At 70.6% G+C, this 14,783-nt stretch carries 13 protein-coding genes; 11 read left to right on the plus strand and 2 right to left on the minus strand.

Going from position 1 to position 14,783, the window contains the following annotated elements; genetic code table 11:
- Positions 1-48 precede the first annotated feature (48 nt).
- Positions 49-1,227, plus strand: a complete 1,179-nt coding sequence (locus tag DEJ48_RS35580) for a serine hydrolase domain-containing protein (RefSeq protein WP_150220234.1) — start codon at positions 49-51, stop codon at positions 1,225-1,227.
- Between the two features lie 15 nt (positions 1,228-1,242).
- On the opposite strand, the gene DEJ48_RS35585 is transcribed toward DEJ48_RS35580, so the two are convergent.
- Positions 1,243-1,977 carry a TetR/AcrR family transcriptional regulator gene (locus DEJ48_RS35585; protein ID WP_150220235.1) on the minus strand — a complete coding sequence of 245 codons (735 nt, stop codon included), beginning with the start codon at positions 1,975-1,977 and terminating at the stop codon, positions 1,243-1,245.
- 145 nt (positions 1,978-2,122) lie between these two features.
- On the opposite strand from DEJ48_RS35585, the gene DEJ48_RS35590 reads away from it, so the two are divergent.
- On the plus strand, positions 2,123-4,330 hold the full coding sequence (locus DEJ48_RS35590) for an MMPL family transporter (RefSeq protein ID WP_150220236.1): 2,208 nt from the start codon (positions 2,123-2,125) through the stop codon (positions 4,328-4,330).
- A gap of 90 nt (positions 4,331-4,420) precedes the next feature.
- Here the strand turns inward: DEJ48_RS35590 and DEJ48_RS35595 are convergent, their stop codons facing one another.
- Positions 4,421-5,335 (minus strand): restriction endonuclease, encoded by a 915-nt coding sequence (locus tag DEJ48_RS35595; RefSeq protein ID WP_150220237.1) that lies wholly within the window; start codon positions 5,333-5,335, stop codon positions 4,421-4,423.
- 351 nt (positions 5,336-5,686) lie between these two features.
- Here DEJ48_RS35595 and DEJ48_RS35600 point away from each other — a divergent pair, with 351 nt between their 5' ends.
- From DEJ48_RS35600 to DEJ48_RS35640, 9 genes are all read left to right on the plus strand, one after another.
- The gene (locus DEJ48_RS35600) at positions 5,687-6,256 is read left to right on the plus strand and encodes an RNA polymerase sigma factor (protein WP_190537788.1); all 570 of its coding nucleotides are present in this window, start codon (positions 5,687-5,689) and stop codon (positions 6,254-6,256) included.
- Positions 6,256-6,948, plus strand: a complete 693-nt coding sequence (locus DEJ48_RS39940) for a hypothetical protein (protein WP_190537789.1) — start codon at positions 6,256-6,258, stop codon at positions 6,946-6,948. Before DEJ48_RS35600 ends, DEJ48_RS39940 begins: the two co-directional genes overlap by 1 nt.
- Before the next feature lie 731 nt (positions 6,949-7,679).
- Positions 7,680-8,918, plus strand: a complete 1,239-nt coding sequence (locus DEJ48_RS35610) for a helix-turn-helix domain-containing protein (protein ID WP_150220239.1) — start codon at positions 7,680-7,682, stop codon at positions 8,916-8,918.
- Between the two features lie 44 nt (positions 8,919-8,962).
- The gene (locus DEJ48_RS35615; RefSeq protein WP_223832311.1) at positions 8,963-9,610 is read left to right on the plus strand and encodes a TetR/AcrR family transcriptional regulator; all 648 of its coding nucleotides are present in this window, start codon (positions 8,963-8,965) and stop codon (positions 9,608-9,610) included.
- 95 nt (positions 9,611-9,705) lie between these two features.
- Positions 9,706-11,631, plus strand: a complete 1,926-nt coding sequence (locus tag DEJ48_RS35620) for an alpha/beta hydrolase family protein (protein ID WP_150220240.1) — start codon at positions 9,706-9,708, stop codon at positions 11,629-11,631.
- Positions 11,628-11,822, plus strand: coding sequence for a hypothetical protein (locus tag DEJ48_RS35625; protein WP_150220241.1), 195 nt, complete (start codon positions 11,628-11,630; stop codon positions 11,820-11,822). Before DEJ48_RS35620 ends, DEJ48_RS35625 begins: the two co-directional genes overlap by 4 nt.
- A 137-nt stretch (positions 11,823-11,959) precedes the next feature.
- Complete coding sequence (locus DEJ48_RS35630; RefSeq protein ID WP_150220242.1) at positions 11,960-12,412, plus strand: SRPBCC family protein; 453 nt, start codon at positions 11,960-11,962, stop codon at positions 12,410-12,412.
- A 207-nt stretch (positions 12,413-12,619) separates the two neighbouring features.
- Positions 12,620-13,783: an FUSC family protein gene (locus tag DEJ48_RS35635; protein WP_223832312.1), complete on the plus strand. Its 1,164-nt coding sequence runs from the start codon at positions 12,620-12,622 to the stop codon at positions 13,781-13,783.
- Positions 13,784-13,828: 45 nt separating this feature from the next.
- Positions 13,829-14,728, plus strand: coding sequence for an NAD-dependent protein deacetylase (locus DEJ48_RS35640; protein ID WP_150220243.1), 900 nt, complete (start codon positions 13,829-13,831; stop codon positions 14,726-14,728).
- The last annotated feature ends 55 nt before the right edge of the window (positions 14,729-14,783 follow it).

Genomic DNA, 14,783 nt, shown 5'->3' on the forward strand with positions numbered 1-14,783 from the left:
TGCCTCCGTCGAATGATCATGCTGCACCATTTGGGGGAGAGGAAACGCATGTCCACTCGTAAGCGAATACTCCGCAGGGGATCCGCCGTGGCGCTGGGCGTCGCGGTCGCCCTGGCGGGAGTCACCGGCACCGCCACCGCGGCCGGGGGTTCCAAGGGGCCCGGGTCCACCGGCGGGCACGCCGCCACACAGCAGGCTCTCGACGGGCTGGTGCGGGCCGGGATGCCGGGCGTGGCCGCCGAGGTCAGCGACTCGAAGGGCAAGTGGTTCGGATCCGCGGGGTACGCCGACACCGCGACGCAGCGCAAGCGCACCGCGGCCGACCACCTGCGCGCGGGAAGCAACACCAAGTCCCTTGTCGCCGTGGTCCTTCTGCAGTTGGAGGCCGAGGGGAAGCTCAGCCTGGACGACTCCGTGGAGCGCTGGCTGCCCGGTGTGCTGGACGGCAACGGCTACGACGGCACCAAGGTGACGGTGCGACAGCTCCTCAACCACACCAGCGGCGTGCACGACATGGTGTCGACGCCGGAGTGGCGTTCGTACATGAACGGTCCGGGCTTCCTCGCCCACCGCTACGAGACCTGGAGCCCCGAGCGGATCCTGGACCTGGCGCTCAAGTACAAGCCCGACTTCGAGCCCGGCACCGGCTGGAACTACTCCAACACCAACTTCGTGCTCGCGGGCATGATCATCGAGAAGGCCACGGGCAACACGTACGCGCAGGAGGCCGAACGGCGCATCATCAAGCGCCTGAAGCTGCGCGAGACCACGTTCCCCGGCACCGACCCGAAGATGCCCGCCCCCTACGCGGTCGGCTACTCCAAGCTCTACGCGGAGAACCCCGGCCCCGAGGTGTACGACGCCACGGAGTACAACCCTGCGTGGTCCGGCGCCACCGGCGAGGTCATCAGCACGACCGGTGACCTCAACCGTTACTACAGCGCCCTCATCAAGGGTGAGCTCCTGCCGCCCGCGCAGCAGCGGGAGTTGCTGGACACCGTCGAGACGGGCACCTTCTACCGGTACGGCGCGGGCCTGATCGTCCGCACCCTGTCGTGCGGAGTGAAGGTCTACGGCCACGACGGCATCGTCTGGGGCTCCCTGACCAGCACGGCGACCACCGCCGACGGCAAGCACACCCTGACGTTCCACCTCAACGGTGACTGGCTGGAGGACGGCAAGCCGTACGACGACGTCTTCGAAGCGGAGTTCTGCGGCAAGAAGTAGGCGTCAGGAGCGAGTTCAGTCGTGCGTCGGCACCCGCCGGCGCACGTCCTCGTACAGGTTCCGCATCGCCATGCGGTAGAGCTCGGACTGGTGGACGCCGAGGAACCCGGTGTGCCCGAACACCTCCAGGGCGACCATGCCGTGCACATACCCCCACACGCTCAGCAGCAGGGCCGTCGCGGGCGGCGGCAGAGCGGTGCCGCTCGGGGGTACCTCCCGCGCCAGGTGACCCAGGAACGCGGGTGACAGCGACCGCGTGTCGGCCGCCGCGAGCTGCTCCGGTGTGAACCCCCGGAACAGCTCCCTTTCGAAGACCGCGCTCATCCGCCGATTCGCCTCCGTCGTGGGGCCGTCGACGGGCGCGTGATAGTGCCGCAGCGGTGCTCCGTAGAGGAGTTGGAACCGCTCGGGATGGGCGATCGCCCAGCGCCGATAGCCCTCCGCCGCGACGATCATCCCCGGCACGTCCGAGTCGTCGGGTGCCGTCTCCGTCGCGGCCTGCACCGCGTCCGCCAAGTCGTCGTACGCCTTGGTGATGAGAGCCGTGACGAGGTCGTCCCGGCTCGGGAAGTAGTGGTACAGCGCCTGCACGGTCATGCCGAGGCTGCGGGCCACCGCGCGCAACGACAGGGCGTGCGGGCCGTGTTCGGCGATGTGCGTCTCGGCCGTGCTCACGATCTCGTCGACGGCGACCGCTCGCCGACGCTCGCGCAATGACGGCCGGGCCGCGGGGACTTCAGAGGTGGACATACAGCGACCGTACGTCGCTGTCCCTCGTCACGGGACCGGAAGTCGGCATCCTGTGAAGAAAATCTAACACTGCTCAATTTTGTTGTGCCCCGCTAGCGTCGGCTGCGCCCGTCACCGCAACACCCGTCTATGAAGGAGACAGCGCGTGTTCGAACGCATAGCCGAGCTGGCGATCCGCCGGTCGCGGCTGGTACTCATCGTCGCCGCAGTGGTCGTGGCCCTCATGGGCGCCTTGGGAGCCGGTGCGTTCGGGAAGCTACTGGGGGGCGGTTTCGACGATCCGGCCTCCGAGTCCTCCCGGGCCAGGACCGTCATCGACGAGAAGCTCGGCGGAGAGACGAACCTGGTCCTCCTCGTCCGTGCCGCCGACGGCCTCATCGACGCCCCCGCCGCGCGGCGCAGCGGCCAGGCGCTGGTCACGGACCTGAAAAAGGAAAGGGACCTGGAGAACGTCGTCTCGTACTGGGACACGAAAAGCCCCGACCTGCGCTCCAAGGACGGCCGCGAGGCCCTCGTGCTCGCCCGCGTGAAGGGCCATGACATGGAGCAGCAGGAGAACGCCGAGGGCGTCATCGACGACTACGCGGGAACGTACGGGGACACGCTCACCGTGAAGGCGGGCGGCAGCGCCGGCGTGAGCTACGAGATGGGGCCGCAGACCGAGAAGGACCTCGTCCTCGCCGAGACCATCGCCGTCCCGCTCATCCTCCTGCTGCTCCTGGTCGTCTTCGGCACCGTCGTCTCGGCGCTGCTGCCGCTCGCCGTCGCGCTGATCGCGATCGTGGGCGTCTTCGCGGAGCTCTACGTGGTCGGCAGCGTCACCGACGTCTCGATCTTCGCGATCAACCTGACGACGGCACTCGGCCTCGGACTCGGCGTCGACTACGCCCTGTTGATGATCAGCCGGTTCCGCGAGCAGCTCGCCGCGGGGGCGAGCGTCGAGGACGCCGTCCGCAGGACGATGAGCACGGCGGGCCGTACCGTCGCGTTCTCCGCGGCGACCGTGGCGGCAGCCCTCGCGGCACTCATGGTGTTCCCGCAGTACTTCCTCCGCTCGTTCGGCTACTCCGGCGTCGGCGTCGTCGTCATCGCCGCCCTCGCCTCCCTGTTCGTGATGCCCGCGCTCCTGAACGTGCTGGGGCACCGCGTGAACAGCGGCCGGATGCCGTGGGCGAAGCGGACGCGCGCCGGGAGCCCGACATCGGTGTGGGGGCGCCTCGCCCGCACCGCGATGCGCCGTCCCGCGCTCACCGCGGTGCCCGTGCTCGCGGTCCTGCTCGTCGCGGCGAGCCCGCTGCTCGGCATCACCTTCGGCACGGCCGACGAACGCGTACTGCCCGAGGGCGCCAAGAGCCGCGAGGTCTCCGTGTCGCTGCGGGAGAACTTCGAAGGAAACGACGCGGCGGCGCTGCACGTCGTCATCGACGGGGGCATGCACACGGCACCGCTGGCGTCGTACGCGGCACGCCTGTCCGGGCTCGACGGGGTCGCCCGCGTCGAGACCAGCAAGGGCACCTACGCAGACGGCGGGACCGGGGCGACCGGACCCGGCAACCCGACACTGGGCCGCCCCACCGTGCAGCAGCTCAACGTCGTGAGCACCCTGACGCCGAAGTCCGACGCGGCCAAGGCTCTGGTCGGCGAGGTCAGGGCCGCCACCCCGCCCTCCGGGACGCACCCGCTGGTCGGCGGCGCCGACGCCGAACTCGTCGACTCCAACGACTCCATCGCAGGACGGCTGCCGCTCGCCGTGGGCCTCATCGTCGTCACCACGTTCCTGCTGCTCTTCCTCTTCACCGGCAGCGTCGTGCAGCCACTGAGGGCCCTCGTCCTCAACGCGGTCAGCCTGGGCGCGACCATCGGCGTGATGACCTGGATCTTCCAGGACGGCAACCTCTCCGGGGTGCTCGGGTTCACCGCGCAGCCGATGGAGACGTCGATGACGGTGCTGATGTTCTGCGTCGCCTTCGGCCTCTCGATGGACTACGAGGTGTTCGTCACCAGCCGCATCAAGGAGCTGCACGAGCTCGGCGAGGACAACGAGTCCGCGGTGACCGGCGGCCTCGGACACACCGGAGGCATCGTCGGCGCGGCGGCCGCCCTGATCGCGGTCAGCTTCTTCGCCTTCGGCACGGCGGAGATCAGTTTCATGCAACTCTTCGGCCTGGGCAGCGGTCTCGCCATCCTCATCGACGCGATCGCCGTGCGCGGCATCCTCGTACCGGCCGCGATGCGGCTGCTCGGCCGGTCCGCCTGGTACGCGCCGGGGCCGCTGCGCCGGTTCCACGCGCGGTTCGGTCTGCGCGAGGACGGTCCGGCGCCGAATGAACGGCGGGTCGCGGCGAAGGTCTGATCCGTACGTCGTCATGCGGGAGAGCCGGGGACGCCGGAACGCGGCACGGGACATGCCCCCGTGCCGCGTTCCGGCGTCCCCGGCGACCGGTCAGGCCTCGACGGCCACCAGGTCCCACGGGCTCGGCCCCGTACCGTCGCACCAGGCCTGCAACTCCGCGCCGTTCACGCAGACTATGCCGCACTGTTCCGCGTACGCGAGGGCGGGAGCGGTGAAGTCGCTCGTCGTCACCAGGGCGGCGACATCCGCCTCGTGGACCGTGAAGCACGTGCCCCCGAAACGCTGCAGGTCCTGCGAGCCCACCTTGTTGTCCTCGCCGTAGCGCTTGCACTGGACGACGATCCGGCGCCCGTCCGGTGTCACCGCGAGGACGTCCGCGCCCAAGTCGCAGGCCCCGCCGACGACTTCGACGTCCTGGCACGCGTCACGGACGCAGAGGTCGGCCACCGCCTGCTCGAAGGCGTCGGCGTCGAGCGCGGCGTAGTCGACGGGGGCGGCCGGTGCGTCGAGGACGACGGTCGCGGTCTCCGTCGTGTCCAGTACGAGCGTGGATTCCGCTCCGAGGGTGGGCTCCTCCAAGAGGATGGGCTCCTCGATGCGGGCGGGTTCCTCCACGAGCGTGGGCTCCGTGCCGAAGCGGTCCCCCGCGACCAGGGGAACCACCGGACCGCCGGCCGTCGCGGCGGCCGCCCGCGTCCTTGTGCCCTCGAGGCTCTCGGACGCCCGCTCGGCCGCCTCCTCCAGCACCTCCGCCGCGCGCCGCGCCACCCGTGCCGCCGAGAAGCGCCGCCACCGTGACCTGCCGAGGCAGGCCGCCGAGAGTCCCACGACGGCGAGCGAGCCGATCCACAGCGGGCGGCTCTCGACCATGTCGGCCGCGGCGCGGACCAGGGCCGCCGTGCCGCACAGCAGGATCGCGACGAGCACGAAGAACAGGGCGGTCGTGCGCAGATCGAAGCGCCGCTCGCGGTTCGTCCGCCGGACCGGGCGCGAGGATCGGGTCATTGCTCTCCCTGTCGGTGGACGGGGCGGGGGACGGAAACGAAGATCACTTCTCCCGGTTGCCCAAGATCGGCAAGGCCAAAAGAGCCCCGACCTCCTGCGCCCCATGTCGTGACGTGCGTCACAGTGGTTGAGGTATGTGCAGGTGGCACTGTCCACGGCGGTCGGAATCCCGTATTCCGAAAAGAAGTTGGGCCGTGCGGTTAACCGGACGGGTCCGGCGGCGCGATGTAGGGGCGGGGACGATGTCCTCCCGGGCGTGCCACGGAGCGCCCCGGCCGCCCAGTCGAACGCAAGAGGAGCAGTCCGTGTGGCCTCATTGGGCCCGGCATCCTGCCGCAGGAGGTGTGGGGGGTGACTGAACCGTCCGAGCAGGAGCACCATCTGATCGATCCCGCCGAACTGACGGCCGACTTCGAGACCTTCTTCCGGGATCACGAGAAGGAGTTCCTGAAGTCGGCGGCATCACGGGTGCGCAATGCGCACGATGCCGAAGAGGTGGTCCTCATCGCGGGCGTACGCATCTACCGCAAGTGGCCGCGCATCCGCGCGCACGCCAATCCGGTCGCGTACGCCCATCAGATCCTGAACTGGGAGATCGCCACCTTCTTCCGCAAGCAGGCCCGGATAGCCGACCGGGAGACGTCCTACGGCGAGTTGCCCTTCGCGGACGTCCCGACCGGTGACGATCTGCTCGCCCTCGGAGAGCACGAGGAACTGGACCTGGCCCTGGAGCGCCTGGAAGCACGCGCACCCGTGCGTGCGGCCTGCATACGGCTGCGGTTCCTGTGCGGACTGACCAACCACGAGGTCGGGGAACGGCTGGAGATCAGCCCGGACTGCGTCAAGGTCCACGTGTGCAGAGGCCTCAAAGACCTTCAATCCCTCATGGATCTCCCCACTCGGGGAAAAGGAGATTCCTGATGCTGGAAGACATCCTGCGCAGCAGCGCGCGGGAACTGGAGCTTCAGTTCGAAGCCCATGACAGCGACGCCTTCATGCACCGCCTCGCCGTCCGGATCACCCAGGACGCGTCTCTGCCGCCGCGCGTCCAGAAGAGCGGCGCCGCCGTCGTCGCCAAGGAGGCCCTGGCGCCCGCACGCCGTACGGGCGCCTCGCGGCCCCGCTCGCGGCGAGGCGCGCGCCGCCGCCCCTCGCGGCTCTGCCCACCGGACCCCGCGGCCGCGCCGGAGGCGGTCCTCGAACACGTCCGGGGCCTGTGCAGACAGGTGGTGAGCTCCGCGCACATCGACTCGCTCGCCGACTTCGCCGACGACTACGACGAGGCCGGGGCGCGGACGTTCGCCTGTCTGCTGTACGTGCTGGACCGGCGCGAGGGCGCGCTGTTCTGGTGGCGGTTCGCGGCCGGCGCGGGCGACCCGCTGGCCGCCCATCTGCTGGAGGCGCACCACGCGGCGGTGGGGACGGTTCCGGAGGCCCGCGTGTGGCGGGCGTTCGCCAGACTCCTCGGCTTCGCCGAGCGTCACCTGCCGCGCCTGGAGCGCGGCGCCACGTCGTACGACGACTCCGGTGCGCGGGAGTTGCTCGGGGGCAACGACACGGTGCTGCGCGCCTTCATGCGAACGGACGACGTGGCGCTCGCGGTGAGCCGGTGAGTCGCCGCCCCGCCGTCCGGCGCACGCCGTCGCATCCGCCTATAGCAGAAGCAATTCGAGGGTGCGGGATTGTTCGGCGTAGTGGATGCGAAGAAGCCGTAGGCGGTCTACGAAAGTGTCCGATCGGCCCGAAAATGCACTGCAGTTGGGGGCAAATGCCCGAATAGCTTTGCGCATACCGTGTCACTACGCTCACCGAGCGCGAGCCCGTTCTCTTAGCGGGGTCCCGGGCTCGCGCTCTTGATGAATGCAAACCAAGAAAGAGGACGCGACACATGCCCCGTTTTCCCGGCCGCTTCCGGTTCCGGCGCGCTCGGCGCCGAACCGGTCCCGACCATAACAGCGCACCGGCCGCCCCGTATATGACGGGCAACACTGAACACCCGGCAGGCAACAAACCTGGCAACCCGCTGGTCACGGCCCTGCAAGCGCCGCCGTTGATCGTCTTCCACGGCCCTGTGGGCCTCTCCGAGAGTGCAGCGTCCCTCGTCATCGCCGCTGTGTGGATGTGCGGGGTGTATCTGCTCGGCCGCGCCGGACAGAACTGACGGGCCATCGGAGGCCGGGTTCTCCTGCCCGGCCTCCGGTGCCACGCCGCTGGTCCAGTTCCCGACGAAAGGGGATTGGATCACCGGCTCCTGTCACGGAATGCACGGCCGCAGCAGTCAGGTGGTCCGGACCTTCGCGTCCTTGAGTCTTTGACCACCACATAAGCCAGGAAGGAACACGGCATGATCCAGCCGAATATGGGGGAAAGGGTCTGCCCGCAGTGCGGCGGCACCTGGATTTCGCAGGGAGCGGGGCGCCCGGGCACCTATTGCGGCACCAAGTGCCGCCAGGCCGCCAACCGCGAAAGCAGAAAGAGCCGTCCGGAGCCCCCCGACACACGGCTCGTCGACGAACAGCTCCTGCAGGACTTCCAGGCGATCCAGGACGAGGTCGAGGAACTGCTCGGCTCCCTCGACTACTCCGGAGCGCCGCCCGAAGACCCGTTGCGCATTCTGGTGCGCATCCAGCAGCGCCTGGACGCGGTCACCATCGGTCTCGTCGGCCGCGCCAAGGCCCGCGGCGCCAGCTGGCCGGATGTCGGCGCGGCCATGAACCTCACCCCGGACACGGTCCGCCACAAGTACGCCACCGCCCTGGACCGTTACCAGCGCAAGCGGGCCCCGCGCGCCCAGCGTCCGACGGGGCCCACGCCCCGCAGACCCGCGGCGCCCGACGACGGGCCGGGCCCCGGCCCTGTGCGCTACATGATCACCGGCACCTTCGGCCAGCACGCCGACGAGGAGGGCGCGGACGTCGTCGTCTGCGCCGAGGAGCTGGCCCCCGCCCTCGCCTCCCTGCACCGCGCCAGCGGCCGCACGCTGCGTTCGGTCGCCGAGCAGGCACGCCTCTCCCCGGGCTACGTCTCGCGCATCATCGCCGGAGAACGGCTGCCCTCCTGGTCCGTCGTGTGTCGCCTGGCCCGCGCCTGCGGTGCCTCCCCGGTCCAGCTGCGGCCGCTGTGGGAGAGCGCGCTGACCCGTCGGGGCGCGAAGAGGGACGCCCCGCCCTCGCTGCACGCGGCGCTGCGCTACCTCCACCACCGCGCCGGGTGCCCCGATCCGGCCCAACTGGCGAGCCTCAGCGAGCGGCTGACGGCCGATGAGATCACCGCGATGCTGGAGAGCGCGGCGGTGCCGGATTGGGGGGCCGTCCAGCAGCTCGTCTCCGCCCTGAACGGCGAAGCGGCCTACTTCGAGCCGCTCTGGCGGACCGCGGTGCGGAACAACCGGCCACCGGTCCGGCGCCCGCTGCCGCTGCCGGCGCTCGCGTGCCCGAACCGGGGCACGGCGGGCCCCGTCGCCGTCTTCCGGCTCCTGACCCAGTTCAACGGCGTCCTCAAGAGCAATCCGCTGCTCACCGAGACCATGCGGATGCAGGTGCGGCGCACGATCGCGCGGCGGGCGAGAGCCGCGGCCATCTGAGGCCGCCGAGCCGCGCGCGTCACTTAGTGACATACTGTCCCTTGATGACGCGAGGAATGAGTGAGCAGCGGCGTGCGCGGCTGCGGCTGGAGATCTCCCGGGAGGCGGCCCGGCTCTTCTGGGAGCAGGGAGTGGCCGCGACCGGCGGCGACCAGATCGCCGACGCGGTGGGCCTCTCCACGCGCACCATCTGGCGGCACTTCCGCAGCAAGGAGAGCTGCGCGGAGCCGGTCATCATGCAGGGCGTGGTCACACTCCTCGGCGTGCTGCGCCGCTGGCCCCGCGAGAGCGCCCTCGAAGACCACCTGGACGCCGAACTGACCGGCATCAGGCTCGGACACGAGCGGCCGCCCGTCACCCTGGCCGACGAACTGCTCGCGATGAAGATGATCCGCCTGGCCGACACCGAACCGGCTTTGCGCACGGCGTGGCTGATGGCCTGCGACGAGGTGGAGCGCGAACTCCGCACGATCATCGGCGAGCGCCTGGAGCGCCCGCCGGACGACCTTCAGGTCCGGATGTACGCCGCGTCGGCGGCGTCCGTCGTCCGCGTCCTCGACGAGCACATCGGCACGGCGGCGCTCGCGGGCGACGACGTCACCGAGTTCGAGGACGTGGCGGCGCTCGCCCGGCGGTACGCGCGGGCGATCCGCACGGCCACCGGGGGAGCGGTCGGTGATCCCGTCGTCTGACGCGCTACCCCCGACCCCGGATGCCCGACGCCCGACGCCTTCGCGTCCCTGTCGCCGACCGACGCGGCGGCGACGCACCGACAAGGAGTGCCCGCATGAGTGAGAGTGCCCGTACGACCGCCCCCGCGCACGGAGCCCCCCGGCTCGCCGTCGAGCAGTTGACCGTCGAGGAGCTCTTCGGCTCTCCCGTGCGTGCCGGTGCGTCGATTTCGTCCGACGGCACGAGGATCGCCTATCTCGCGCCCTGGCGAGGCCGGCTCAACGTATGGGTGGAGAACCTCGACTCCGACGAGGAGCCGCGGTGCGTGACGGCCGACGACAACCGCAGCGTGCACACCTTCCACTGGACGGACGACCCGCGCTGGCTGCTGTACGAGCAGGACGGCGACGGCGACGAGATGTGGCACCTCCACCGGGTCGACCTGGACCACCCGGAGGCCGGGGCCGTCGACCTCACCCCGTTCCCCGGCGTCGTGGCGCTGGGGCTCGACACGGCGGCCGCTCGGCCGGGCAAGGCCTTCCTGCATCTGAACAAGCGGAACCCCGTCGAGTTCGACCTGTACGAACTCGACATCGCCACCGGTGAGTTGACCGTCCTGGCGCAGAACCCCGGTCAGTCCGCGGGCTGGATGTGCACGCCGGGAGGCGAGCTCTACGCGCAGCTCCTGACGGCCGAGGGCGATATCCAGTTGGCGCGCTGGGACACGTCGGCGGGATCGGGAGAGCTGCGCCCGGTCGCCACGTTCGACGGCGCCGACTACCCCCTGAGCATCCAGCCGTTCGAGCTCACTCCGGACGGCACCGGCGTGTGGCTGGGTTCCAACCGCAACAGCGACCGGACCCGCCTGGTCCGCCTGGACCTGGCCACGGGGGAGGAGACCGGTGTCGACAGCCATCCGGTCTTCGACCTCGACACCCGCTGCGTCGTCTTCCCCGCGCTGCCGTCGCCGCTCATCCGCAACCCGTACACCGGAGCGCTGCTCGGCGCGCGTTACCTCGGTGAGCGGCAGGTGATCCACGCGCTCGACCCGCACTTCGCCGCGGTCCTGCCGAACCTGGAGCGGCTGTCCGACGGCGACCTGGCCGCGGTCTCCTGCGACGCGAGCGGGCGGCGCTGGGTCGCCGTCTTCTCCCACGACCGCGACCCGGGGGCCACGTACCTCTACGACCACGCCACCAGGGAGACCCGGCTTTTGTACCGGCCGTACCCGCATCTCGACCCCGAAGTGCTGGCCCCCATGGCGCCGGTCGTGATCCCCGCCCGCGACGGGCTGCGGCTGCCCGCCTATCTGACGCTGCCCGTCGGCGTGGACCCGGTCGGGCTGCCCACGGTGCTGCTGGTCCACGGAGGGCCGTGGTTCCGGGACACCTGGGGATACAACCCGGTGGTGCAACTGCTGGCCAACCGCGGCTACGCGGTGCTGCAGGTCAACTTCCGCGGCTCGATGGGGTACGGGAAGGCGTTCCTCAAGGCCGGCATCGGCGAGCTGGCCGGCACGATGCACGACGACCTGATCGACGCCGTCGACTGGGCGGTCGGGCGAGGGTACGCGGACCGGGACCGCGTCGCCGTCTTCGGCGGCTCCTACGGCGGATACGCCGCGCTGGTCGGTGCCGCCTTCACTCCCGATGTCTTCGCCGCCGCGATCGACACGTGCGGTCCCTCGAACCTCGTCACCTATCTCCGGACGCTGCCGGAGTTCGCGCGGCCCGGCCTGGTCAACAACTGGTACCTGTACGCCGGTGACCCGAGCGACCCCGAGCAGGAGGCCGACCTGCTGGCGCGCTCGCCGATCAGCCGGGTGGACCGGATCCGCACCCCGCTGATGGTGGTCCAGGGGGCCAACGACGTGCGTGTGGTCAAGGCGGAGTCGGATCGGATCGTCGACGCGCTGCGGGCCCGCGGCGTCGAGGTCGAGTACATGGTCAAGGAGAACGAGGGCCACGGCTTTGTGAACCCGGAGAACAACATCGACCTCTACCGCGCGGCGGAACGCTTCCTCGCCCGCCACCTGAAGTGACCGGCGCACCGAACAGCATCCGGGTCGACCTCGTCCTCGTACCCGCCGACGAGGGCCGCCGGAGGACCCCGTTCTCAGGGGCCGGTGTCCTGCGGCCCGGCCAGGTGATCACGATGCACGAGGACAGGACCGTCGCCGGGACGGCGGTCGTCCTCGACTCGCACAGCCGTGCGGACTTGCGCCGCCCGTGAGGATTCTCGGAGCCCGTGAGTGAAAGCGGATGTCCCGGGCACTCGCGAGTGAAGAGAGAGGTGCACAGCGCGGCCGCCACCTCTCAGGGGTCGGTCGCGTGCTCGCACCAGGACGTACGCGAGGAAAGGTGTCATCCGTGTCGCAAGTCGAAGAGTCCATCGAAGTCGACGTCCCGGTCCGCGCCGCGTACAACCAGTGGACCCAGTTCGAGACGTTCCCCGAGTTCATGCAAGGGGTGCAGCGGATCGAACAGCGCACCGACAAGCTCACCCACTGGGTGACGAAGATCGACGGCGTGGAGCGCACGTTCGACGCCAGGATCACCGAGCAGATCCCGGACGAGCGCGTCGCGTGGACCACGGTGGAGGGCCAGGCCAAGCAGGCCGGCGTCGTCACCTTCCACCGTCTGGACGCATCACGCACCAAGGTCATGCTCCAGATGCACTACGACCCCGACGGCCTCGCCGAGACGGTCGGCGACAAGCTCGGTCTCGTCAAACGACAGGTCGCCGGTGACCTGGGCCGCTTCAAGCAGTTCATCGAGAAGCGCGGCGGGGCGGAGACCGGCGCCTGGCGCGGCGAGGTGTGACCGCGCACGGCACGAGACGCGACGAGGGCCCGGACCATCGGAATGGTCCGGGCCTTCGTCCTGCTCCGCACGGGTCGCCGAGGGTCCACCAGCGGCCGGTTCGACCGTCGTACGCCGCGCTTCCCGGATTCAAGTGGTTGATGCGGGTTACACAGTGTCTGGAGTTCCCGACGGTCGGGACAGAGCACAGAAGGATGGTCGGAGCGCGTGGTGGAGCGGTTGCGTAGTGGTGGGTCCTGGGTGGCGCGGGCGTGGGGCTCGTCCGGGCACGAGCGCCACACGGTGCTCCTCGTCGCCAAGTGCGTGCTGGCGGCGACGCTGTCGTGGTGGATCGCGCACGACTTCCTGAACGCCACGTCCCCCGCGTTCGCACCGTTCTCCGCGGTGCTGATCATGAACGTGACGCTCCAGAAGTCGGTCTGGCAGACGCTCCGCTACATCGCCGCGGTCGTCGTGGGCGTGGCCGTGCAGGCCGCGATCGGCTTCACCGCGGGGCCCGACCTGTTCGCCTTCGTCGTGGTCGCCGCCATCGCGCTGAGCCTCGGCCAGTGGACGGCGCTCGGCGAGCAGCGCTCCCAGGTCGCCACCGCCGCGTTCTTCGCCTTCTCCACGTACTCCGCCGCCGCCACGAACGCCGACCGGGCCGTGCAGCTGGGGCAGATCATCCTCCTCGTCCTCATCGGCTGCGGCATCGGCCTCGTCGTCAACCTGTTGATCGCGCCGCCGCTGCGCTACCGCAGCGCGGAGCAGGGGCTGCGCGCCCTGGCCGGGGAGATGGAGTACCTGCTGGACGACATGGCCGACGGTCTGGGCAGCGGCGACGTGGACGCCGAACGGGCCGAGCAGTGGCGCACGGCGGGCGAGCGCGTGCAGGACGCGGTGGGCCAGGCGCGGACCGGGCTGAGCACGGCGGAGAACAGCCTGCCCTTCAACCCGCGCCGCCTGCTCCCCGCCCACCGCGGCTACCTCACGTTCGACCGCTACCGGCAGGCGCTCGGCGCCCTGGAACGCGCGGTCTACCAGCTGGCCTCGCTGACCCGCAGCCTCGGCCGGTGGCGGGAGACGGAGGACACGTACACCTACGCCCCGGCGCTCGAGGCCTACGCCGACTTCGCCGCGACCCTGCGCGACATCGTGCACGTCATCGTCGAACTCGACTCCGACAAGCTGACCGAGCAGGCCAAGGAGATGTGCGGGCTCGCCGGGACCGCCCAGGAGGCGCTGCAGAAGGTGCTGGACGTGGCGCAGGAGTACGGGCTGCCGCTGGCCGACGCGTCCCGCCCGTACGGGGTCCTCATCGTCGAGGCCACCCGCCTGATGGAGGAGTTCCAGAACACCTGCGACGTGCTCCAGGACACGGCGGACGCCTGAGGCGGCCGACGGCCACTGTCGGAGCCCGGCCCTAAGCTGTGAGACATGCGGACGCGACCCACGTTGACCTGGGAGCCGCGGGGTGACCTGCCTCCGGCCTCGACCGACCTCTCGGCGGTCGTCGCCGCGGTGCGTGCGGGAGGCGTCGTCGTGCTCAGCGGAGCGGGCCTCTCGACGGAGTCCGGCATCCCGGACTACCGCGGGGAGAACGGCTCGTTCCGGCGCAACCACGTGCCCATGACGTTCCAGGAATTCACCGGCGGCGAGGACGCGCGCCGGCGGTACTGGGCGCGCAGTCAGCTCGGCCGGCGGTCCATGGCGGGGGCCCGCCCGAACGCGGGACACCGCGCGGTGGCGGCCCTGGCCGAAGCTGGCCTCGTCACCGGTGTGATCACGCAGAACGTCGACGGCCTGCAGCAGGCCGCCGGAGCGCCGAACGTGGTGGAGCTCCACGGCAGCCTGGACCGTGTCATCTGCCTGGACTGCGGCGCGGCAGGCGACCGTGCGACGCTCGACGACCGGCTGCGCCGGGCGAACCCCGGCTTCGAGGAGGTCGCCGCCCGGCACCGTGCGGCGCAGGTGAACCCGGATGGCGACGTGGATCTGCCCGACGAGGCGGTCAGCGGATTCCGGACCGTGGCGTGCACGGTCTGCGGCACCGGTGTGCTCAAGCCGGACGTGGTGTTCTTCGGCGAGAACGTCCCGCCCGAGCGGGTGGCCGTATGCCGAGGCCTCATCGACGGAGCGAGCGCGGTACTGGTCCTCGGCTCGTCCCTGACGGTCATGTCCGGCCTCCGCTTCGTGCGCCGGGCCGCACAGTCCGGCACCCCGGTCCTGATCGTGAACCAGGGCCCCACCCGCGGCGACGGCCTGGCCACCCGCGTCGACCTCCCCCTGGGCCGCGCCCTCACCGACGTGGTGCGGCAGGTCCTGCCCTCCGCCTGACACGGATCCGGGCGCGACGGCCGCCGGAGTTGGACATCCCCGGCCCACGTCTGGC

It is taken from the genome of Streptomyces venezuelae, assembly GCF_008642315.1.
GTDB classification, from domain to species: domain Bacteria; phylum Actinomycetota; class Actinomycetes; order Streptomycetales; family Streptomycetaceae; genus Streptomyces; species Streptomyces venezuelae_D.

Coding starts and splice junctions, on each gene's coding strand:
- DEJ48_RS35580 (WP_150220234.1), top strand. CDS start 49: ATGTCCACTCGTAAGCGAATACTCCGCAGGGGATCCGCCGTGGCGCTG.
- DEJ48_RS35585 (WP_150220235.1), bottom strand. CDS start 1,977: ATGTCCACCTCTGAAGTCCCCGCGGCCCGGCCGTCATTGCGCGAGCGT.
- DEJ48_RS35595 (WP_150220237.1), bottom strand. CDS start 5,335: ATGACCCGATCCTCGCGCCCGGTCCGGCGGACGAACCGCGAGCGGCGC.
- DEJ48_RS39940 (WP_190537789.1), top strand. CDS start 6,256: ATGCTGGAAGACATCCTGCGCAGCAGCGCGCGGGAACTGGAGCTTCAG.
- DEJ48_RS35610 (WP_150220239.1), top strand. CDS start 7,680: ATGATCCAGCCGAATATGGGGGAAAGGGTCTGCCCGCAGTGCGGCGGC.
- DEJ48_RS35615 (WP_223832311.1), top strand. CDS start 8,963: ATGACGCGAGGAATGAGTGAGCAGCGGCGTGCGCGGCTGCGGCTGGAG.
- DEJ48_RS35620 (WP_150220240.1), top strand. CDS start 9,706: ATGAGTGAGAGTGCCCGTACGACCGCCCCCGCGCACGGAGCCCCCCGG.
- DEJ48_RS35640 (WP_150220243.1), top strand. CDS start 13,829: ATGCGGACGCGACCCACGTTGACCTGGGAGCCGCGGGGTGACCTGCCT.